The sequence below is a fragment of the Roseofilum acuticapitatum BLCC-M154 genome (genome assembly GCF_030068475.1).
GTDB lineage: Bacteria > Cyanobacteriota > Cyanobacteriia > Cyanobacteriales > Desertifilaceae > Roseofilum > Roseofilum acuticapitatum.
In genome coordinates, this window is the sequence record NZ_JAQOSP010000082.1 from 15,274 (window position 1) to 33,922 (window position 18,649).

The window sequence follows — 18,649 nt, forward strand, 5'->3', positions numbered from 1 at the left end:
AAAGTAGCATAACCATCATAGAGGCATGAAACAACCCTTGGGTGATTTTGTTTTTGCTTGTTCTTACTCTTAGATTAGCGAAAAAATTAAGAAAATAAGTTCGGTTCTCTGCTAAAGGGCGATCGCAATGTCCGCACTGCTAAAATCTCTTGATATTACCACTGGGGCCAACTGTCTACCGGTTGGGTAGACAGGACTCGATGCATTCCCGCATCGGCAAAGCGTGCGAAGGTAGCATTGGCTTGTTCTGTAAAATCGACGGCTCCAGGGACAACTACGGGAGAGGTACAGTCTTCTAAGAGATAGACCTTTTGCGCCCATTGGCGATCGCCTGCTAAAATTTCCGTCAGCAGGTCAGAAACCGTCCAAGCGACGCAATGACTTTTGGCTTGACCCGCAATAATCAGGCGATCGAAACTCAAGAGGGTATTCAGAAATGACTCATTCTTAGAAGCGATTTTCTCCCCATTAGCCCCAGTTAACACCTCTGCACGCAACACCGAATAATTCTCGGTTAACGGATGACTCCCCTTGAGATCGAACAAGGTTTGGCTATAGCGCACCAAATTATGGAAAAAAATCGCCTCTTCGACGGAGGAAACTAAGGCATGGCCAATGCCTCCTAACATGGAATGATAGGGCCAAACGGTGAGGGGATATTTGCCCTCATCGCTGAGAGTTTGCACATAATGCAAGGCATAGGCTTGTAGCGCCTCGCGATCGCCACCCATGATACTATGGGCTACAGCAGGATTCGCTTTCCATTGACCCTCCTGAACCGCTTCTAAGGTAATGTTGGTTACCGCAGGGGTAGGATGCTCTCCAGCCTCATTAATCCAAAACAGAGGATGGAAAATTTGCATCGCGGTGTGGGTATCTAGGGTAGGGGCGATCGCCGTCAGAGTTCCCAAATTACGATAAATAAACTCACACAAGCGTTGGTTATCCTCCACCGCGCCATTTCCCGATGTACCACCGACAAACAGCTCAAACTCCGGTAAACAAAAGGTATTTTGCACATCGATCGCCAAGAGGCAAACCCGCAAGCGATCCTGAGAAGCGGGCAAAATTCCCTGCTCTTGGGCCCAAGATCGGGCTTGTTCTGCTCGTTCCTGATAAGGCACTCGCCAAACTTGAGATACTTTATCGGGGTTAAAAAAAGTTGGAATAGGATATTCAGCCACGATCGAACCTCCCAGAAATTAACAGCAAAACGGGATGAAAATTTGGCACTGATCCCCAAATTCTCTTAAAATTCAGCTACACCCTCCAGAGATCTTCTTAACCCAAATCCTCATATGACCGATTTCAGTTTAACCGGACTACTCAGACTTGAGAGTTACCCTAACCTAATGGCCACCATTCCTGTAGAACTGGCTATGATTAGCCTGGTGACCAGTTTGGGATTTTTGCTTTCCGCACTCATGTACTTTAAAGCCTATCGTATGAGTCAAGTTCCGGTGCTAATTAAACCCCAAGGTCGTTCCCAAAAGCCGATTGATTTTTTCTGGTATCCCTATAAAGGCACACCGAAATATAGTCAAGTGTATCAACAGGTTTATTGGGGGTCGTTTTGTTTAGTCTCCTCTTTAATGTTACTGGTCGCAGCCGTTTCTCCCAGGGCTTATGTGGGGGTGGCGATTTTAGTGATGATCGGGTGTATCGTTACCTTTATCAGTTTTGTTCTTTTGAGTTCTGATTTAGCGGAGGTGGTGCTGTGGTGTACGGCGTTAGTGGCTCTCCCCCTAGTGTTTATTTTGGTACAGTCGATAACGGGGCCTTCGGGTTTGGCCACATTAGCTGCTTTTATTTGCGGTGGGTTAATCAGTATTCCTTTTTCTACCGCAGTGATGAAACGAGTGCGATCGCATCCTCGATTTTGGTGTAGCGGGTGCAAACGTCCCCTACAAACCCTTTCCCCTCAAGATTTATTTGCCTATTTAACGGGATCGGAAAAACTAGCACAAAAACAAGGTCGAGTGATATTTGAGGGTCTGGAATGTCCCCACTGTAGCGATCCTACTGTTTATTCAGGCATTCATATTCGCGCCTATATCAAACCCTATCAACCCTCTTTACCCCTACTTCCTCCCGCTCCTTCCACCGATCCAGCGTGGAAAGTGCTACTGAATCGACTTCAGTATCAGGTGAAAATGTGGCTGCGATCGCAACTTCCGCCCCCTTCCGCTCCCGTCAAGGGGCGAGCGATCGTCACATCCTCACGCAAGATTAATTCTTGATTTTACCCAAAAAAATGAGGGAGATCTCTCTCCCCCCCCTCTATCTATCAGCGAACAGGCAAAACTTCGGCTTCTGGAAGGGCTGCTCGCAAGGCAGTTTTCCGTGCTTCAAATAACTCTAAAAGTTTTTCAATCACAATTTGCAGCACATCTGAGGGAAACTGGGTTAAAAAGTCAGAGGCTTTGAGTTCTCCTTTGAAAAAGGCTTTAGCCTGAAGGGTGAGTTCCCGAATCTGATCGAATCCCATGGATTTGACCATAAAGGTACTCAAGGGGGAATTTTTCAGGTCGTAGGATGAATCTTTTAAGCGTCCTTTTTCTAGGAGGGTGAGAACTTCTTTTTCGAGTGCATTTCCGGGTTCATGGGGATTAGACACAGGGGGAAGCAATTCTTCTAAGACGACTCCCACACTGCCTTCGGTACGCATTTCGCCCATCATGGTGGAAATGGGGATATTTTTACCAAATTGTAAGGAGAGGGCTTCTAGGAAGGCGATGGAGAGGAGTTTTGTTCCGAGATAGAGACGACCGACATCCATATTCCGTTGCGATCGCTCAATCAACAGCTTATACTCCGAAGGCTCAGGTACATTGCGAAACTCATGGAAAATAATTTCCGGTTTCAAGAAGTTCATGAAACCTTCCATTTTCTGTAAAGCTGTGCGATATTGACTCACCGTATAAGAATTAGAGTTTTTCAGGTGATGGTTGGTTTCTGGCAATAAGTTCCAGGTTCCATCTAAAAATCGGGCCGCACTCTCATAAGCAAAACTGCCTACATCACGGTTAGACATGCGTACCGAGCTGTACACGGTATCGAGCATATCTTGTTCCGTGAGTCCAGCTTGATATTTTTCGTTAACTTCCCTTAATCTTTTGTATAAGACTTCGCTACTACTTAACCCTTCTGAGGTTTTAGAGCGAAAGGGAATAGTGGCTTCAATACAAGCAATTATTTGCAAAATTAGACCCGGACTGAGGAAATCCTCATAGACTTTAGCGGCAACTAGGGCACTAAGAAATTCATTTTGCCCTGTTATCGGAGACAACTTTTGCCCAGCTTGGAAGTTAAATAAATCCAAAACCATTTCAAACATCCCATCTTTGGGCAACTTATCCCGGTCTAGGATAATTAGGTCTTCTCCCACCTGACGAATAAAGGGACTAATATAGTAACTTAGGTTGAAATTTACACTCTTATCAACTTGCACATACACCACATCATGAAATAGGGCCGCCAAAACTTCGATCGCATCTTCATTTCCCCCAACTTCAAAAATATGCTCTGGCGTATGGAAATACCGCCAAGGCCCCGTCATGGTTTGCACAATCAGGTTAGCAATATCGGAAAGCTTACTTGGCTCAACCTTAACTCCTAACCGATCGATCGCCCAAACGAGCTTTTCTAAACATTGTTTTTGGTCATTTTCAAGACTCATGGAGACCTCTGCACCTTTCGTCGATCCAATTAATAATTATCATTATGCACATAAGATGGGAGAGGTGGGGGTGAGCAATCCACAATTTCACTGCTTCTCCCATCCGTAAATTCTCCTGCATGGGGTCATTTTAGGCTTTTTTGGGGGCTAACATGCGTTCTAAGCTCATGCCCAACACCCCTAAACTCACCAATCCTAAACCGATCCATTGCTGAGTTCTGAGGGCCTCAGCTATCAAAAATAGGCTAAACAGAGCGGTCAGTGCGGGGCCACTAGCTCCCACGATAGAGGCTAAAGCGGGCCCTGCAAAGCGAATAGCAAAGTTATTGAGTAAATAGCTACCCAGGGTGAGAAGGCCCAAAATCGTCCCGCCAATCAGCAGACCCATTTGAGTATTCGGTTCAATAACTACGCCCAAGCCTTCTGGTAAGGGAAACAGGAGGGAAATTCCAGAAAAGACGAAAATGGCGGCAAAGGAGACGAGAGAAAAGGGAATGGGGTGTAATTTCTTGGTTCCCATGCCCACTAAAAGCACGTAACCGGCAAAGGTAACCCCAGCACCGATCGCGGCGGAAATCCCCAAGTTTGTATTGCCCTCGATCCCTCCTTGGGGCAGGGCCATGATCCCTCCAGCGAGGATAACGATCATGGCAATAATGCGAGCTAGGTTGGGGCGATCGCCAAATAGGGCCCAAGAGGCAAACACAGTGACAATCGGATAGATAAAGAAAATGGTGATCGCAATCCCTGTGGGAATATTACCAATGGCAATATAAATACAGACTTGGGACAAAAAGAGAAAGAACCCACTACCCACCACCTTCAGCATATGGTCATAATCATTGGACTCGATAAAGCGCTTGAGGTCTGACCAAACCGAAGGATAGAGAACTGTGGCCAAGATAGGGAAGACCAACATGATCACAATCATGCGTAAAAACAGGATGAGCAAGGAATTGCCTAACCCTGGAGTAATCAACCCATCCACTGGAAATAGCCCTAACACCAGTCGCGGTTCGGGGGAAAGCTTTAATAAAATTTTCAGGGTGACGTTGAATAAAGAAAGCACACAAGCGGATAAGAAGGCTAAGAGTAAACCCGTCACCACTTGACCCTCTTTGCGCTGCGGCTTGGGTTTTGGGCTAACCGGTTCTTCTTGTGCCGCAGGTGCAGGAGGAGTCGGGATCGGATTGACGATAGGGTGTTTGCTCTCAATTTGCGATCGCAAACGATGGGCTAAACCTTCTAGAGTTCTGATTTCCTCTAGTAGTTTAACGCCGCGATCGCCGAGGGGCTGGCCATCCTGATTGAGTTGATGAGCTAACTCCTCTTGTAGCCTTTCGAGGTCTTGATTAACTTTCCTTAAGGTCTCTTCGGCACTTCTCACCTTAGAGTCTCTTGAGTCCGTATTGTCCATTTGATGTTCACTTGAAAGACGACGGGTAGGGGTTTGAGCCACTTTCCAGAAGGAATAAGGCCTGATGTTGCTTTAAGCATATCGATCCAAAGGAGAGAACGGAGGATTTTTGCTAGGAATTTAACAATTTTAATAACAGAACCCGTCACTGCACCCAGGAGTTTATGGCCCACAGGGGAAGTAATCTGTGGGGGGTGTTATGCCCATTCATGTCGGCAAAACCGAAAACAGGCGAACTATTGCCAAGATAGTAGCACTTATACTAGCAGTGAGGGGAAGGGTGATCGCCCAAACTAGGGCAATTTCTCTGAGGGTTTTGAATTTTAGGGGGGAAGAGGGCGATCGCTGCACTAAACCGATGCCAACGACTGCACCGACGAGAGCATGGGAGGTGGAGACGGGAAAGCCAAACCGAGAGGCGAGTAAAATGGTGGTGGCTGTGGCTACTTCGGCACAAAATCCGCCACTGGGTTTGAGGGGAGTAATGTTTTCGCCGACGGTAGAAATTACGTTTTTTCCCCAAATGGCGAGTCCGAAGACAATCCCGATCGCCCCAACGATTAAGCTCCAGAGGGGGACTTGGAAGTTTCCGGGAATGAGAATATCACCCTCTCGAATTTGGCTAATGATGGCTAAGGGGGCGATCGCATTACCCACATCATTGGAACCATGGGCAAAGGCGACGAAACAGGCGCTGATCGCCTGAAATTGGGCAAAAATGCTCTCTAGGGATCGATCTGAACTTAAGCGATGCCAAGTGAGGGCAGTTAGGGCTACAGTGCCTAGGGCGGCTGTGCCGATCATGGCGGTATGGTTGGGAATCTGGGGAATGGAGAAACCCGAAAAGAGGGTGGGTAAGACGATCGCCCCAAAAATAGTCAACAAACCGGTACAAATCCAGGGAATCCATTCTTCTACTCTCAACCTGGCTTGAGGGTGGTCTAAAATCCCGGCTTTGAGGCGATTGTAAAAGACCAGTGCTAGGCTGCCGCTAATCACTGGGGTAACTACCCAAACGAGGGAAATGCGCCCCAGGGTAGACCAATCAATGGCTTCTGGCCCGATGGCGACTCCACTGAATCCGGCGATCGCCCCCACGATAGCATGGGAAGAAGCTACAGGCAGTCCAAAGCTGGTGGCAATTTGTAACCACAAACCACAAGCCAGGAGAACGGAAACCATCCCCAGAAATAGAAGTTGGAGATTGGGGGCAAATTCTTCTAGATGAATTAAGTCACTGGCTAGGGTTTGGGAGACTGGCCCCCCAAACCAAACGGCTCCCGTAAATTCCAAAATACCGGCAATAATGACGGCTTGGGTGAGGGTAATGGCTTTTGAGCCGACGGAGGTTCCCATGGAGTTGGCCACATCATTTGCGCCCAAATTGCAGGCGACATAGAAGGCCAATAAAACAGGTAAGAGTAAATCCATTGAAGGTTTAGAGCAGAGAGGGATTGATGATGATCCAAAAACGGATTTTAGGGTTAGATCCAGGTTTGGCCCGTTTGGGGTTTGGTATTCTGGACTGCGAGCAATGCGAGGAAAGCCAAGAGGAGCGATTGAAGCCGTTGGATTTTGGGGTAATTACGACCCCAAGCGGCCAAGCGGTGGGCGATCGCCTCTGTACGCTTTATGATGACCTGCAAGCGATTGTCACCCAGTGGCAGCCGGATTTGGCGGCGATCGAAAAGTTGTTTTTCTATCGTATGGGCAATACGATTTTGGTGGCTCAAGCGCGAGGGGTTCTGCTCCTGGTTTTGGCTCAACACCAGATTCCTATGGTTGAATATACTCCTGCCCAAGTCAAGCAAACTCTGACGGGATATGGCAGGGCTGATAAGGAGGAAGTCCAAGAATCAGTAATGCTAGAGTTAGCCCTAGAAGAGATTCCCAAGCCAGATGATGCGGCGGATGCGTTGGCGATCGCCCTAACCGCCTGGTTAACAATGAACAATGAATAATGAACAATTAACAATTAACAATTAACAATTAACAATTAACAATTAACAATTAACAATTATGATCGCTCTTGAAGAACTAACCACGACCCAAGCCTATCAATTTCGCTCTAATGTAGATTTATACAACTCCTGTGAAGCTCAAGAGTTAGCGACGCAGGGGGCTGGCGATCGCCAATTTCACGTTCTTGGATCTCCCCAAAACAACGCCCTTCCCATCCTCCTCTGTGAAGACGATTATTCCTGCTGGTTATCCTTAAACGACCTCGATAAAATCGATTTGGCTCTGGCTCCCTATCAACCCCGTTCCCTCATCCGCGCCGAAATTGAAAAGAGAATTAATGGCGTAATTGCCTACACTCAAAACGCCATGAATCAACCGAATGAATATCTCTGGGGAGGAACCGTCCCCCCCAATTACGATTGTTCCGGACTCATGCAAGCCGCTTTTTCCTCCGTTGGCATCTGGATACCCAGAGATGCTTATCAACAACATAATTTTACTCAACCCCTTTCGATTGAAGAAGCACAACCCGGCGATCTCCTCTTTTTCTCCTCTGGAAAACGCATTACCCATGTCGCTTTATATTTAGGCAATCACCAATATATTCATAGTTCCGGAAAAGATAAGGGACGCAACGGAATTGGCATCGATACCTTAGCGCCTGAAGGAGATTCTATTAGCCAATACTACGCTACAATTTTCTGTGGATTGGGTCGAGTTATCGCTGGATATATCAGTACAGGCAATCCAGAATCTCAATTTGAATGTCCACTATCAGTCAATTCATGAAAACAGCTCGTTTTATTGGTATTTTTAGTCTAGCCGTGGGTTTAATTCTTACTATTCAGCCCACGGCGATCGCTCAACTGCCTTTCTTAACACAGCAACCGATTACTATCCCAGAACATAACACCCCTTGGTGGGATCTCAACAAAGCTCAACCCTGTGGACGATATTGGTGCAGTGAAGTTCATCTTTATAGCACCAAAGTTTTAACAGGAGAATTAAAACTTGCGGTTCAGTCTGATTTGGAATCTGAAAGATCAGATGAAGCCATCATCAAGGTTGAGCAAAGAGCAAAATTAGTACAATCTTCAATCAATAGAGGGATTAACGCAACTACTCAAAATTATGAATTTCCTCACAGCTCTGATGACAAAAACTGGACTTTTTGGTGGTTTTGGAATCAAAATAAACCTAAACATCCACTCACACCACGATTAGCTGTTGGGATCAACAATAATGAAACTGTAGTTTACGCACCTCCTCAGCCTCAGTTGGGAATTTTCAGATCGGCCACAGTAGTTACCATTACTGATGTTGATTCGCGAGCTAACTTTACTTCTATTGAAAAATTAGGAGAAATTTGGAGTGCTAACTTAGAATTAGCATTTAGCGAAATTTTATGGGGGAAAGAATTTGATGCCAAATATCCTTGGATTCGTTCAAAAATAGCCTTTCTGATAATGATATTAAGCTTCACTATCTTTGTATTACTTTATAGTGCTAGAGAAAAACTAACTACATGGAGAAGAAAGCTTAAAGACCAGATCAAAACATTAATAAAATCTCTTGAAGTTGATGCCCAGGAAAATTCTGGAGAGACCCTAGAAAAAGAAGCTGACACCAGCTCCATCCAACTTTCTGATTTACCATCAGAAAGTTCTGCTAATACAATTAATCTGAGTCACAGACCAAAGATCAATAAAAAAAAGTTAAAAAAAATACATTTAAGATTTAAATACTTTTTTAGATTAAACCCGCTTAAGGTATCCAGACAAAAGCTTTCTTCTCAAATATTTTTCATCCAGCAAACACAAAATTTAATTGAATTATTTAGAAGAATTTTTTTGATCTTGCAGCCCTCAGTCTTGTTAGTTAGTCTAGCTTTGACGTTTGGGCTATTTAGAACGACACGATTTTTAACCTTTGCCTTTATTGTTCAAGCCATTTTACTGCCGACTCTTTGGATTTCAATTACTATAATTGATAAGTTTTGCGACATTATTATTGATTCTACATTAAATAAGTGGGCTAAAGAAAAACAAGAAATAGATCCTTCGTCTAATCGTTATACTTTGCGGGTTACAACCTATTCTCCAGCCATAAAACAGGGTAAACATGCGTTATTTAGTGCCTTGGGTATTTATATCACGATGAATTTGTTAGGCGTGAACATTAATGTTCTAGCCAGTGTCGGCGTTTTAACAGTTGTCTTGGCATTTATTTCGCGAAATTTATTAGAAGATATGCTCAATGGAATTTTAATCCTCTGGACAGATCGCTATGCCCAGGGAGATTTTGTTGAGATTAATAATTTTTCGGGTACAGTGGAAATGATTAATCTTTATGTTACCCATCTCAGGAATTTAGATGGTCAACTGATCATTATCCCCAATGGTCAAGTCTCCACAGTGATTAACAGTACCAAAGATTGGTCAAGAAGTAATTTAACGATTAAAATTGCTTTAGGTGCAGATTTGAAAAAGGCGATGGAAATCATTAAGCAAGTCTCTAATGAACTGGAACAGGATGAAGAATGGAAAGATAAAATCTTAGAACCGGTGAATATTTTAGGAGTCGATGATATTTCCCATGAAGGAACCATTATTCGCTTTTTGATTAAAACTGTTCCTGGCGAACAATGGGCGGTGTCTCGGACATTTCGTTTACGGATTAAGAAGTCTTTAGATGAAGCGGGGATTGCTTTAGGTATTCCTCAGCAAATTTGGTGTACTACTCCTACCGGATCTTATATCCCTAAATCTGAGGATAGGCTTGAACCTCCTAGTTCAGTAGATAAGGATACAAAATTCGGTTAAAGACTAATTATACCAAGATTTTGATGGATGACCTGAACATGATATGAAAATTCCTAATCTTCAAAACTGATAACATTGGTCATTAATGCAGAGTTTAATGGGAACTGAATGCCCGCGATGATCGACTTTGATTTCTACGACAAAGGGTTGCCCTTCTTGTTGTTGCGCTAAGTTGATTTCATCATTGATTTTTTGACGTTGATCTTCTGGCATATAATAGGTTTCTAAGCCATAAACCAATTGGCCTTGATTGACTCGTCCCCTCAAGGCGATTTGATTGGAGGGTAAGTTTTCGGGTAAACTGGCACTGACTGAAATGGCTTTCCAAGGTGCGGGTAATTCTCCCTGGTGTTCTGTTTGTGGTTGTTCTAAAATGAGATAAAATTCGCGACTGAGTTGGTTGGGTGTGGTGGATAACTGATTCCATCCGGGAAGATTTTGCAGGGTTTCCCAGCGAGAAATATCATAACTTAGGGTTTGGGAATAGCCCCGTAGCCAATCGTAGGGATCGACGGGTTGGGTTTGCAAAATGACGGTTTTTCCAGTAACTCTGGTGTAAAAGGCTTGACCGGGAATGGCTAGGACTAAACCCACCTGAAGGGCTAAGGGAAGAATGAAACGCCACCAGGGAATTTGAGGGCGTTTTAGGGAGGTTTGCAGAGAGTCAGAAACGGTAGAGGGAGACATGAAATGAGTAATGAGGGATGTTAAGTTTTTTGGTGCTGTTTCTCAAACCAGAATCCGGCTGCCATTACGCCTAATCCGCAGAGGATAAAGACGATTGATTTTAAGAGTAGTCCTGTATCGTACTCTAACATGCGGCTGATAATTTGCCCGGTCAGGAATACTAATCCACTCCAAAATCCTAATCTTGTTCCCCATTTCAATCCTCGACGAATGAAGGTGATGGCGAGTAGAAAGATTTGGATATTGATTGTTAGGGGAGCAAAAATGGGTAAGGGATAGATGAGGCTGTGCCAGAGGAAGAGAGCGCTGGTTATGGCTAAAAGGTTTATGATAAGAAGGCTAGAGCTGTCTAAACGCCATTGGTTTGGCGATCGCCGAGATTTGGCTAGTTGAAACCATTGCCATAGGCTCAAGCCCACTAGGGCTAAAATATCGAGGCTTAAGCCCCATCCCCCTAGGGTGTTGTCAATGTTGCCCCAATTTCCCCAATCATTCCACCATCCATGGAAGGAAAATAGGTATAACTGGAGGGCAATGAGGAGTAGGGCGAGTCTGCGAGCAATGGGTTGAAAGGGGCGATGATCGAAGTTGCCAAAGGCGATCGCGCGATCGTCATAACTCCACAGAAATGCAGGTGGCAAAGTTAACCCTAATACGACTTTAACGACAACAGGAACAGTCCACACGCCAATTGCCGCCAACTGTATCCAAACCGTGGGGATAAACCCAACCATCATTAAGGCAAAAATGACCCGTGAATTCCACCAACGGGCTAAAATGATTCCGACTACTCCTGTGCTTAAGGGAGCGTGTTGCAAAATTCCGGCAATGCCGGGTAAGCCTCCTGGGGCTAACCAATCATCTAGGCTAAATCCATAAGCCAGAGCCATTAACACTAGGGAAACGAAGCCTAAAAGGGTTGTTCGCAAACTAATGGCTAAACCGGTTACGCCTAATCCCCAAATCAGATAGAGTTGATAAATGGGCCCATCTAGATGAAACATTTGGGACATTAATCCCAAGTTCGCGCCTAGGAGTAGGGTTCCTAAGAGCAATAATCCTTGACCAAATCGATGTTGCCAGCGATCGCTAGGAAAGCGCCATAAGTAAAACCCCAGAGTATGGGATGTGATTAAACTGGACAATAATAGGATGATTTTGAGCGATCGCGGCCAGCCTTGCCAATTCGCTGCTACAAATGTGATCGCCCCCAAGCCCAATAATACTGCCCCCAAACCCACCAACACGGCGATAAACCGGTTACTCGCAGCTTCTTCTAGGCGATCGAATTGATAGCGATCGGATAACTGGGTATAAACTTCATCAGAAATCAACCCTTCCGATTTCCAAATCCCAGCCTCTTCACGCAGTTGGCGACGAAATTTCTCCGACATAAAATTACTTGATACTCTCAATGGAGTGAATTCACTGGAGTTGCTCGCGACCATTACGAACCACTCGCAACATCTCCCCTAAACGCCCTTCCAGATCCTGCAAAACCCGATCCGCATAATCATCGGCTCCTTTTTGAATTATTTCACACTCTTCCAGGATTTTCTGGCGCTGAAGTTCTAAATCTTGTGTAGACTCTTTTTCTAGTTCCTGCAATTCAGAGAGTAAATTTTCCTTCGTCTTTTGGCACTCCTGTAGCGTTTGTTGCCAAATCACTTGCGCTTCCTGTTCCGCTTGCTGGACTAAACTCATTTCGTCTAAAATTTCACTAGCCTGTTGTTCCGCCGCACTAATGAGATCCTGGGCATACCGTTTCGCTTTCAGCATGATTTCATCCCGGTTACTCACCAAAGTCACCGCTTGCTCAAAAACCTTCGGTAAATGAAACTGAATTAACTCAATTTGATCTAATAACTGGTCTTCATCCACAAAGGTATACTTCGTCCAAGGAATCTGGGTACTCATCAAAATCATTTCCTTGAGGCGCTCTAATTCCTCTTGAATATCCACTTCTGGTTTAGCATTGAGTCCATGGGTTCCGTTGATAGAAGGTTCATCCTGGGGTTGGGGGATGCTTTCACGTTCTGAGTTTATGGGGGAGGGGTCTTGTTGTAGCATTGATAGATATCTAGGGCAACGTGATGGGGAACTAGGTGATCGACGGAAGCGCCAAATTTGGCGATTTCTTTAACCAGACTACTACTCAGAAAGCCATATTCGGTAGACGTTGCCAAAAATACTGTTTCGATTTCGTCTAGGAGGGTTTTGTTGGTGTGGGCCATTTGCAGTTCTTTTTCAAAATCTGATACTACTCTTAGACCCCTCAACAAGACTTGAGCGTGTTGCATTTTAGCATAGTCTACGGTCAGACCATCAAAACTGTCAACTTTGATATTCGTTAAATGTTCAGTAGCTTTTTGGATCTGACTGATACGCTTAGGAACTGAAAATAGGGGATTTTTATTGGGGTTAACCATGATCACCACAATGACCTGGTGGAATAAGCGACAACCTCGTTCAATAATATCGAGGTGGCCCAAGGTTATGGGATCGAAGCTTCCTGGGTAAATGGCAGTTAAGGGTAAAGCCATAAATGGGCGATCGCATCAATGAAGGACATCAGGATTATAAAAGATATAAGGCTTCGCGCTATGGGTGGGATCGATAGAACTAGACAGCAGAAAAATGAATATTCAGCATAGGGATTATAGACATGATCGACAGTGAGGAGTTACTCAACCGCTATAGAGCAGGAGAACGCAATTTTCGGGATCGGGTGATTCAAGGAGGGAATTTTGTGGGCACGGATTTATCTGGCATTAATTTAAGTGGGTCTTGTTTACGGGGGGTGTCTTTTGCCAGAGCCAACCTGAGTCGAGCTATTTTAAACGCTGTGGATCTTCGGGATGCTTTTCTGTATGGCACAGATTTAACCTTTGCTAAGTTGCATCAATCTAATTTGGAAAATTCCGATCTAACCAAGGCGAATTTAAAGAGTGCGGATTTGACGGGGGTGAATTTGTCTGGGGCCAAATTAAGTGGGGCAGTATTGCGTTGGGTGAAGTTATATCGAGCGGATTTAAGGGGGGTGAATTTGTGTGGGGCGAATTTGTGTGGGATTAATTTGCGATCGGCCAATTTGACAGGAGCTAATCTCAATTGGAGTAATTTGTCTGGCGCTCGCTTAAGTGGAGCCATATTAAAGGATGCCCAATTGAATGGGACGATCTTGAGTTATGCTTTTCTGAATGGGGTGCATCTGGAAGGGATGAATTTGGATGGCATTGATTTGATGGGCAGTAAGTTAAGTGGCGCTTATTTAAGTCAGGCGAGTTTGGTGGGGGCGAATTTGAAGGATGCCCAGTTGCGATCGGCGATTCTTGATGGTGCTAATTTAAAATCGGCTCAGTTGATGAGAGCTTCTCTGAGTCGAGTGAGTTTGAAGGGAGCTAATTTAGAGCAGGCTAACTTGAGTCAGGCTAACTTGAGTCAGGCTAATTTAAGTGAGGCTAATTTAAAACGAGGGCTTTTATTTGAAGCTAATCTTCAGGATGCGGATTTACAAAATGCAGTTTTATGGGGGACAAATCTAAAGAGGGCTAACTTAAAAGGAGCTAATTTTGTGGGTGCAATTTTAGATAGTACAATTATTGATTGGCCTCAACCGGATGCCATTTGGAGTTAGTCCCTAAGCATGAGTGCTATTGATTGCTGATTATCTTGGGAAGATTTGCCAGGTTTTAGTCATGACTTGCAAGTTGACTTTTGCACCGATGGGTAGGGGGTGAAGGGTGTTGCTTCTGGCTTTGAGTTCGAGTCCAGAGAGGGTGTGTAAGGTATAACGATGTTCGCGACCGAGAAATTGGCGATCGCCAATTTTCGCGATTCCATTTTCATCCGGTTTAAGCTGAAGGTCTTCCTCACGAATCATTAAATCTCCTTGCTCTAAGGAGTCTGAATCAGGTACAAAAAATGACCCGATTTCCGTATCCCATTGGGAACCATTCCGACGAGCCGGGATAAAATTGGCTTGGGTGACAAATTCAGCCACAAACCGAGTTTGGGGGTTACGGTAAATCAACTCTGGAGGGCCAATTTGTTCAAGTTGTCCGTTTTGCATCACTCCTACCCAATCACAGATAGACAGAGCTTCTTCTTGGTCATGGGTAACAAAAATAGCTGATATGCCACTGGCTTTGAGGATGCGGCGGATTTCCGATCGCAGACGCACCCGTACTTGAATGTCGAGGTTGCTCAAGGGTTCATCAAGGAGGATCAGCGTCGGTTCTGGTGCTAAAGCGCGAGCTAGGGCTACTCGTTGTTGTTGTCCTCCAGAGAGTTGGTGAGGGTAGCGGTTTTGTAGTCCTTCTAAACTAACGAGGGCGATCGCCTCCTGGAGTCGTTTTTCCACACTCCCTTTGTTGAATCGGTGACGATGCTTTAAACCAAAAGTAATATTTTCTGCCACCGTTAAATGGGGAAATAGGGCATAATCCTGAAACACAATGCCCACATCTCGCTTCTCTGGAGGAACGGAAAGCTTAGGGGTTGCCACCTCTTGTCCGAGTAACTCAATTTTGCCCCCAACCGGTTGCTCAAATCCAGCGATCAACCTCAGTAAGGTCGTTTTACCACACCCTGAAGGCCCCACCAATCCTAAAATATCTCCTTGCTTTAAGGTGAAACTCACCTGATTAACGACAGGTACTCGCTTGGGATCAAATTGCTTGCTCACCTCTTCTAGGTTTAACACCACCAACTGTGACATGGTTTGTCCTTCAACCGTTCAATCGATTAAAACTGCTATTACAGTAGCATAGTTTTTAGGTATCTTTTGAGAAGAGTTCTTAATCAGCTAGAGCCAGACCGATCGAGACCTTCACGGAAAGGAACAGATGACAGAGAAGAAGATACCTCACTCTTCTCTGTCGCATCTTTACTCGGAGAACACCAAGAGTTAATCTAACTTTATTGAAAATAATTGTCAATACTTTCTCAAAGAAAAAGCCGGAAAACCCATTTCCCGGCTAGTTCAAGATCCATTTACTATTGACGACAGGGAGAGATTAACTAAGGGATTCGAGATAATCCCGAACTCGGTTACGGCGTTTGGGTTGGCGTAGCTTTTGTAAGGCTTTAGCTTCAATTTGCCGCACGCGCTCGCGAGAAAGTTCTAAAGCCCGGCCAATTTCGGCCAGGGAATAGGGATGACCATCACCGAGGCCAAAGCGCATTTGAATCACATCCCGTTCCCGACTGGTTAAGTCAGCCATCAGATGGCGCAGGTCTTGTTGCAAGGATTCCCGCATTAAGGATTCTTCGGGGGAAATGCTGTCAGTTTCCAGCAGTTCGCCCAGTTCCGTATCTTTATCTTTACCCACCTTGGTTTCCAGGGATACCGAGCGAGGAACCCGCAACAGCACTTCTCGAATTTGGGCGGGGGTCATATCCAGCTCTACCCCCAAATCTTCAATCGTGGGGGTGCGTCCCTTATCTTGGGCCAGTTTACGTTGGGCTTTTTTGATCTTGTTCAGTTTTTCTGTAATGTGAACGGGTAGGCGGATGGTTCGGCTTTGAGTGGCGATCGCCCGCGTAATCCCTTGGCGAATCCACCAGTAGGCATAGGTACTAAAGCGATAACCCTTAGTGGGGTCAAACTTTTCTACCGCTCGCTCTAGCCCCAAAGTTCCTTCTTGAACCAAATCCAGCAACTCTAAGCCCCGATTTTGGTATTTTTTAGCCACTGAGACCACCAAGCGCAAGTTGGCTTTAATCATGTGGTCTTTCGACTTAATCCCGGCTGATTGAATTGCGTCTAACTCAGGAACTGTCAGTCCGGCTAACTGTGCCCAATGAGCTTTACCTTCAACTAAAGCCAATTTGAGAGCCGCTACATCTGTTTGGGCCACTTCCGCCCAGCGTTCCCAACTGGGTCGATGGCCAAGCTGGGCCGTTAGGCGATCGCGAATTTCCATTAACCGCACGTACTCTCGAATGGGCCCCGTTTCTGATTCTGCCGCCTTATTTCGCAATTCGATCAGTTGAATATGGCGCTGGACTTTTTGAGCTTCTGCCACTTCCTCATCGCGACCGAGCAAGTGGACTCTGCCAATTTCTTGGAGATACAACCGGACTAAATCCGTCGTCCGACGGTTGACTGAGGTGGACGGATTACGGGACTCCGTAGACTCCACTTCTAATTCAGCCACCATCTCTGGAGAGGTAAAGTCCTCTTGGGAAGGGAAGTCTGAGGATTGTTCTAGCTCATCGGTAGGGGATGATGATTCATCATATTCAGGGTTTGGGCCAAAAGCAGTTACTGGCGTAGTCATCGTCTCAGTTGCTCCAAGTCATAAAAGGGAAGCAGTTACAGGGTTCCCATTCGATTAGGGTTCCCCAATGGGGTGATGAATTACAGAATCTTTAGATTATTTTTAGAAATCTATCAGCCTGGGATTTCATCAACTTGATTCAGTTTTCTGAGTGGGGATGGAGTTAACTGGACTCTCAAGGGTCTCAGCCAGACTGGGGGCCAGATTCAGAAAAGTTCAGTTTCTCAATCACTCAGAGGTTAGGGTAAGGGCTTTGTACTTACGGATTCCTAACGGTTCAGCCGTTTTGGGTTGTTTTTCACCGTCAGTCAATAGGTTTTCATGTTTTTTTATTAGCGGAATCAATTCAGATGGACTATGAGATTCTGCACCCTGATTGGTTTATCTTGCTGGCTGTCTATCCTATGTTTTTTGCCAGTCTACCTTACTATAGATAGAGGTTACCTCAAGGGAAGTGACTTGGGTCAAAGGCCGCATTAATCCTTATCACTAAGTAGGCTCAGAGGCAAAGATGTTCACAATTGTGAAAGCCATATCCAGATTGGGGTAGCCGAGATCTGACATCCATGGTCTTTCTTCTAATTTCACGCTCTAAAATCAGGATTCCGGCTTAATATCTCTTAACATCAGGGCATGAACCGCCTGATGGGGGCTGATTTTCCCTTGCAGTAATAAATCAACCTGGGTACAGATGGGGATGGGAATGTGATGAGTTTGGGCCAGTTGAACTAAAACCTCTGTCGTATTAATGCCTTCTGCGGTTCCTTCCAGATGGTCGAGAATTTCCCATAGGGGTTTTTCTTGGGCCAGTTGATAGCCGACCTGATAGTTACGGCTCAGGGGACTATTACAGGTGGCTAAGAGATCTCCTAAACCGGAGAGGCCGTAAAAGGTTTCGGGTTTGGCTCCCCAGTGAGTGCCGATGCGGATCATTTCGGTTAAACCCCTGGTCAGTAAGCCAGCTTTGGCGTTGGTTCCTAGATGTAGGCCGTCACAGACTCCGGCGGCGATCGCCAAAACATTTTTTAAGGTTCCCCCCAACTCTACCCCTAGGGGGTCGTCGTTGGTATAGACCCGAAACCGGGAGGAAGAAAAGACCTGTTGCACCCATTGGGCCGCTTGGGGGTCTCGACTGGCAACGGTGGTGGCAGCAGGAAGCCCTTGATTAATCTCTTTGGAGAGATTGGGGCCGGCTAAAACGACGACGCTATGGTGAGGAAAGGCTTGTTGCCAGAGTTGGGAGGGGGTGATGCGATCGCTCGGATCGAGGCCTTTAGTGACGGTGACGATGACAGTAGAAGGCTCAAGTCCACAGGCTTGCACTTGCTCTACAACCGGTTTAACGCCTTTCATGGAGACAGCGCTGAGAACCAGGGAAGCGCCAGTAAGGGCTTCCGAGAGGGGGAGAGGGGCGCGACGAGACCAAATTTTAACCTGATGGTGGCGATCGCGGGCTAGTTGGGCTAGGGTTTGCCCCCATACTCCCCCGCCGATCAGGGCGATAGAGGTTGGCTCATCAGAGAAGGGGGATGATAGTTTAGAATTCATGGATGTATTTCCAGTAGGGTGTTCTATTGATCTATCACCCTCCCCGCTCCAATGATATCAAGTTCGCTTATTCATGTCCGCGAAGCGGAAATACCCTAATTAAAAATCCAGGGAGCAAGATGCTCCCACTCCAGTCAGATCAAAGAATTCGAGGAGTGCGGGCATCTTGCCCGCTTCTTAACCAATTTTCATGTCCGCTTGCGGAAACCGGACTTGATATGACCCATGAAAAGAGAGAAAAGAAATTAAA

The 18,649-nt window shown here is 45.6% G+C and carries 16 protein-coding genes; 5 read left to right on the forward strand and 11 right to left on the reverse strand.

Annotated features, from left to right (window positions below):
* Window positions 1–155 precede the first annotated feature (155 nt).
* Complete coding sequence (locus tag PMG71_RS12085) at window positions 156–1,187, reverse strand: cysteine hydrolase family protein (protein ID WP_347179267.1); 1,032 nt, start codon at window positions 1,185–1,187, stop codon at window positions 156–158.
* 111 nt (window positions 1,188–1,298) lie between these two features.
* Here PMG71_RS12085 and PMG71_RS12090 point away from each other — a divergent pair, with 111 nt between their 5' ends.
* Window positions 1,299–2,240, forward strand: a complete 942-nt coding sequence (locus PMG71_RS12090; protein WP_283753944.1) for a hypothetical protein — start codon at window positions 1,299–1,301, stop codon at window positions 2,238–2,240.
* 47 nt (window positions 2,241–2,287) lie between these two features.
* Here PMG71_RS12090 and PMG71_RS12095 read toward each other — a convergent pair whose 3' ends face one another.
* The 3 genes from PMG71_RS12095 to PMG71_RS12105 form a co-directional block, all read right to left on the reverse strand.
* Window positions 2,288–3,679 carry a hypothetical protein gene (locus PMG71_RS12095; protein WP_283753945.1) on the reverse strand — a complete coding sequence of 464 codons (1,392 nt, stop codon included), beginning with the start codon at window positions 3,677–3,679 and terminating at the stop codon, window positions 2,288–2,290.
* Between the two features lie 130 nt (window positions 3,680–3,809).
* A complete protein-coding gene (locus PMG71_RS12100) occupies window positions 3,810–5,138 on the reverse strand; it encodes a DMT family transporter (protein WP_283753946.1) in 1,329 nt (442 codons plus the stop codon).
* A 165-nt stretch (window positions 5,139–5,303) separates the two neighbouring features.
* A complete protein-coding gene (locus PMG71_RS12105; protein WP_283753947.1) occupies window positions 5,304–6,527 on the reverse strand; it encodes an inorganic phosphate transporter in 1,224 nt (407 codons plus the stop codon).
* Between the two features lie 32 nt (window positions 6,528–6,559).
* Here PMG71_RS12105 and ruvC point away from each other — a divergent pair, with 32 nt between their 5' ends.
* The 3 genes from ruvC to PMG71_RS12120 are packed head-to-tail and all read left to right on the forward strand — an operon-like array spanning window position 6,560 to window position 9,880.
* Window positions 6,560–7,057, forward strand: coding sequence for a crossover junction endodeoxyribonuclease RuvC (gene ruvC / locus PMG71_RS12110; protein WP_347179268.1), 498 nt, complete (start codon window positions 6,560–6,562; stop codon window positions 7,055–7,057).
* 58 nt (window positions 7,058–7,115) lie between these two features.
* Window positions 7,116–7,847 (forward strand): C40 family peptidase, encoded by a 732-nt coding sequence (locus PMG71_RS12115; protein WP_283753949.1) that lies wholly within the window; start codon window positions 7,116–7,118, stop codon window positions 7,845–7,847.
* Window positions 7,844–9,880, forward strand: coding sequence for a mechanosensitive ion channel family protein (locus PMG71_RS12120; protein WP_283753950.1), 2,037 nt, complete (start codon window positions 7,844–7,846; stop codon window positions 9,878–9,880). The genes PMG71_RS12115 and PMG71_RS12120 overlap by 4 nt, the downstream gene beginning before the upstream one ends.
* Before the next feature lie 60 nt (window positions 9,881–9,940).
* Here PMG71_RS12120 and PMG71_RS12125 read toward each other — a convergent pair whose 3' ends face one another.
* From PMG71_RS12125 to coaD, 4 genes are read right to left on the reverse strand one after another with little or no spacing between them, the layout of a single operon-like run.
* The gene (locus PMG71_RS12125) at window positions 9,941–10,567 is read right to left on the reverse strand and encodes a GDYXXLXY domain-containing protein (RefSeq protein WP_283753951.1); all 627 of its coding nucleotides are present in this window, start codon (window positions 10,565–10,567) and stop codon (window positions 9,941–9,943) included.
* A 20-nt stretch (window positions 10,568–10,587) separates the two neighbouring features.
* A complete protein-coding gene (locus PMG71_RS12130; RefSeq protein ID WP_283753952.1) occupies window positions 10,588–11,961 on the reverse strand; it encodes a DUF2157 domain-containing protein in 1,374 nt (457 codons plus the stop codon).
* A 31-nt stretch (window positions 11,962–11,992) separates the two neighbouring features.
* Window positions 11,993–12,637, reverse strand: coding sequence for a F0F1 ATP synthase subunit B family protein (locus PMG71_RS12135; protein WP_283753953.1), 645 nt, complete (start codon window positions 12,635–12,637; stop codon window positions 11,993–11,995).
* Window positions 12,610–13,110, reverse strand: coding sequence for a pantetheine-phosphate adenylyltransferase (gene coaD, locus PMG71_RS12140; RefSeq protein WP_283753954.1), 501 nt, complete (start codon window positions 13,108–13,110; stop codon window positions 12,610–12,612). Before coaD ends, PMG71_RS12135 begins: the two co-directional genes overlap by 28 nt.
* A 122-nt stretch (window positions 13,111–13,232) precedes the next feature.
* Here coaD and PMG71_RS12145 point away from each other — a divergent pair, with 122 nt between their 5' ends.
* Complete coding sequence (locus PMG71_RS12145; RefSeq protein ID WP_283753955.1) at window positions 13,233–14,204, forward strand: pentapeptide repeat-containing protein; 972 nt, start codon at window positions 13,233–13,235, stop codon at window positions 14,202–14,204.
* A 30-nt stretch (window positions 14,205–14,234) separates the two neighbouring features.
* On the opposite strand, the gene PMG71_RS12150 is transcribed toward PMG71_RS12145, so the two are convergent.
* From PMG71_RS12150 to PMG71_RS12160, 3 genes are all read right to left on the reverse strand, one after another.
* Window positions 14,235–15,287, reverse strand: a complete 1,053-nt coding sequence (locus PMG71_RS12150; protein WP_283753956.1) for an ABC transporter ATP-binding protein — start codon at window positions 15,285–15,287, stop codon at window positions 14,235–14,237.
* Between the two features lie 298 nt (window positions 15,288–15,585).
* On the reverse strand, window positions 15,586–16,851 hold the full coding sequence (sigC, locus tag PMG71_RS12155) for an RNA polymerase sigma factor SigC (RefSeq protein WP_283753957.1): 1,266 nt from the start codon (window positions 16,849–16,851) through the stop codon (window positions 15,586–15,588).
* 597 nt (window positions 16,852–17,448) lie between these two features.
* The gene (locus PMG71_RS12160; RefSeq protein WP_283753958.1) at window positions 17,449–18,399 is read right to left on the reverse strand and encodes an NAD(P)H-dependent glycerol-3-phosphate dehydrogenase; all 951 of its coding nucleotides are present in this window, start codon (window positions 18,397–18,399) and stop codon (window positions 17,449–17,451) included.
* Between the last annotated feature and the right edge of the window lie 250 nt (window positions 18,400–18,649).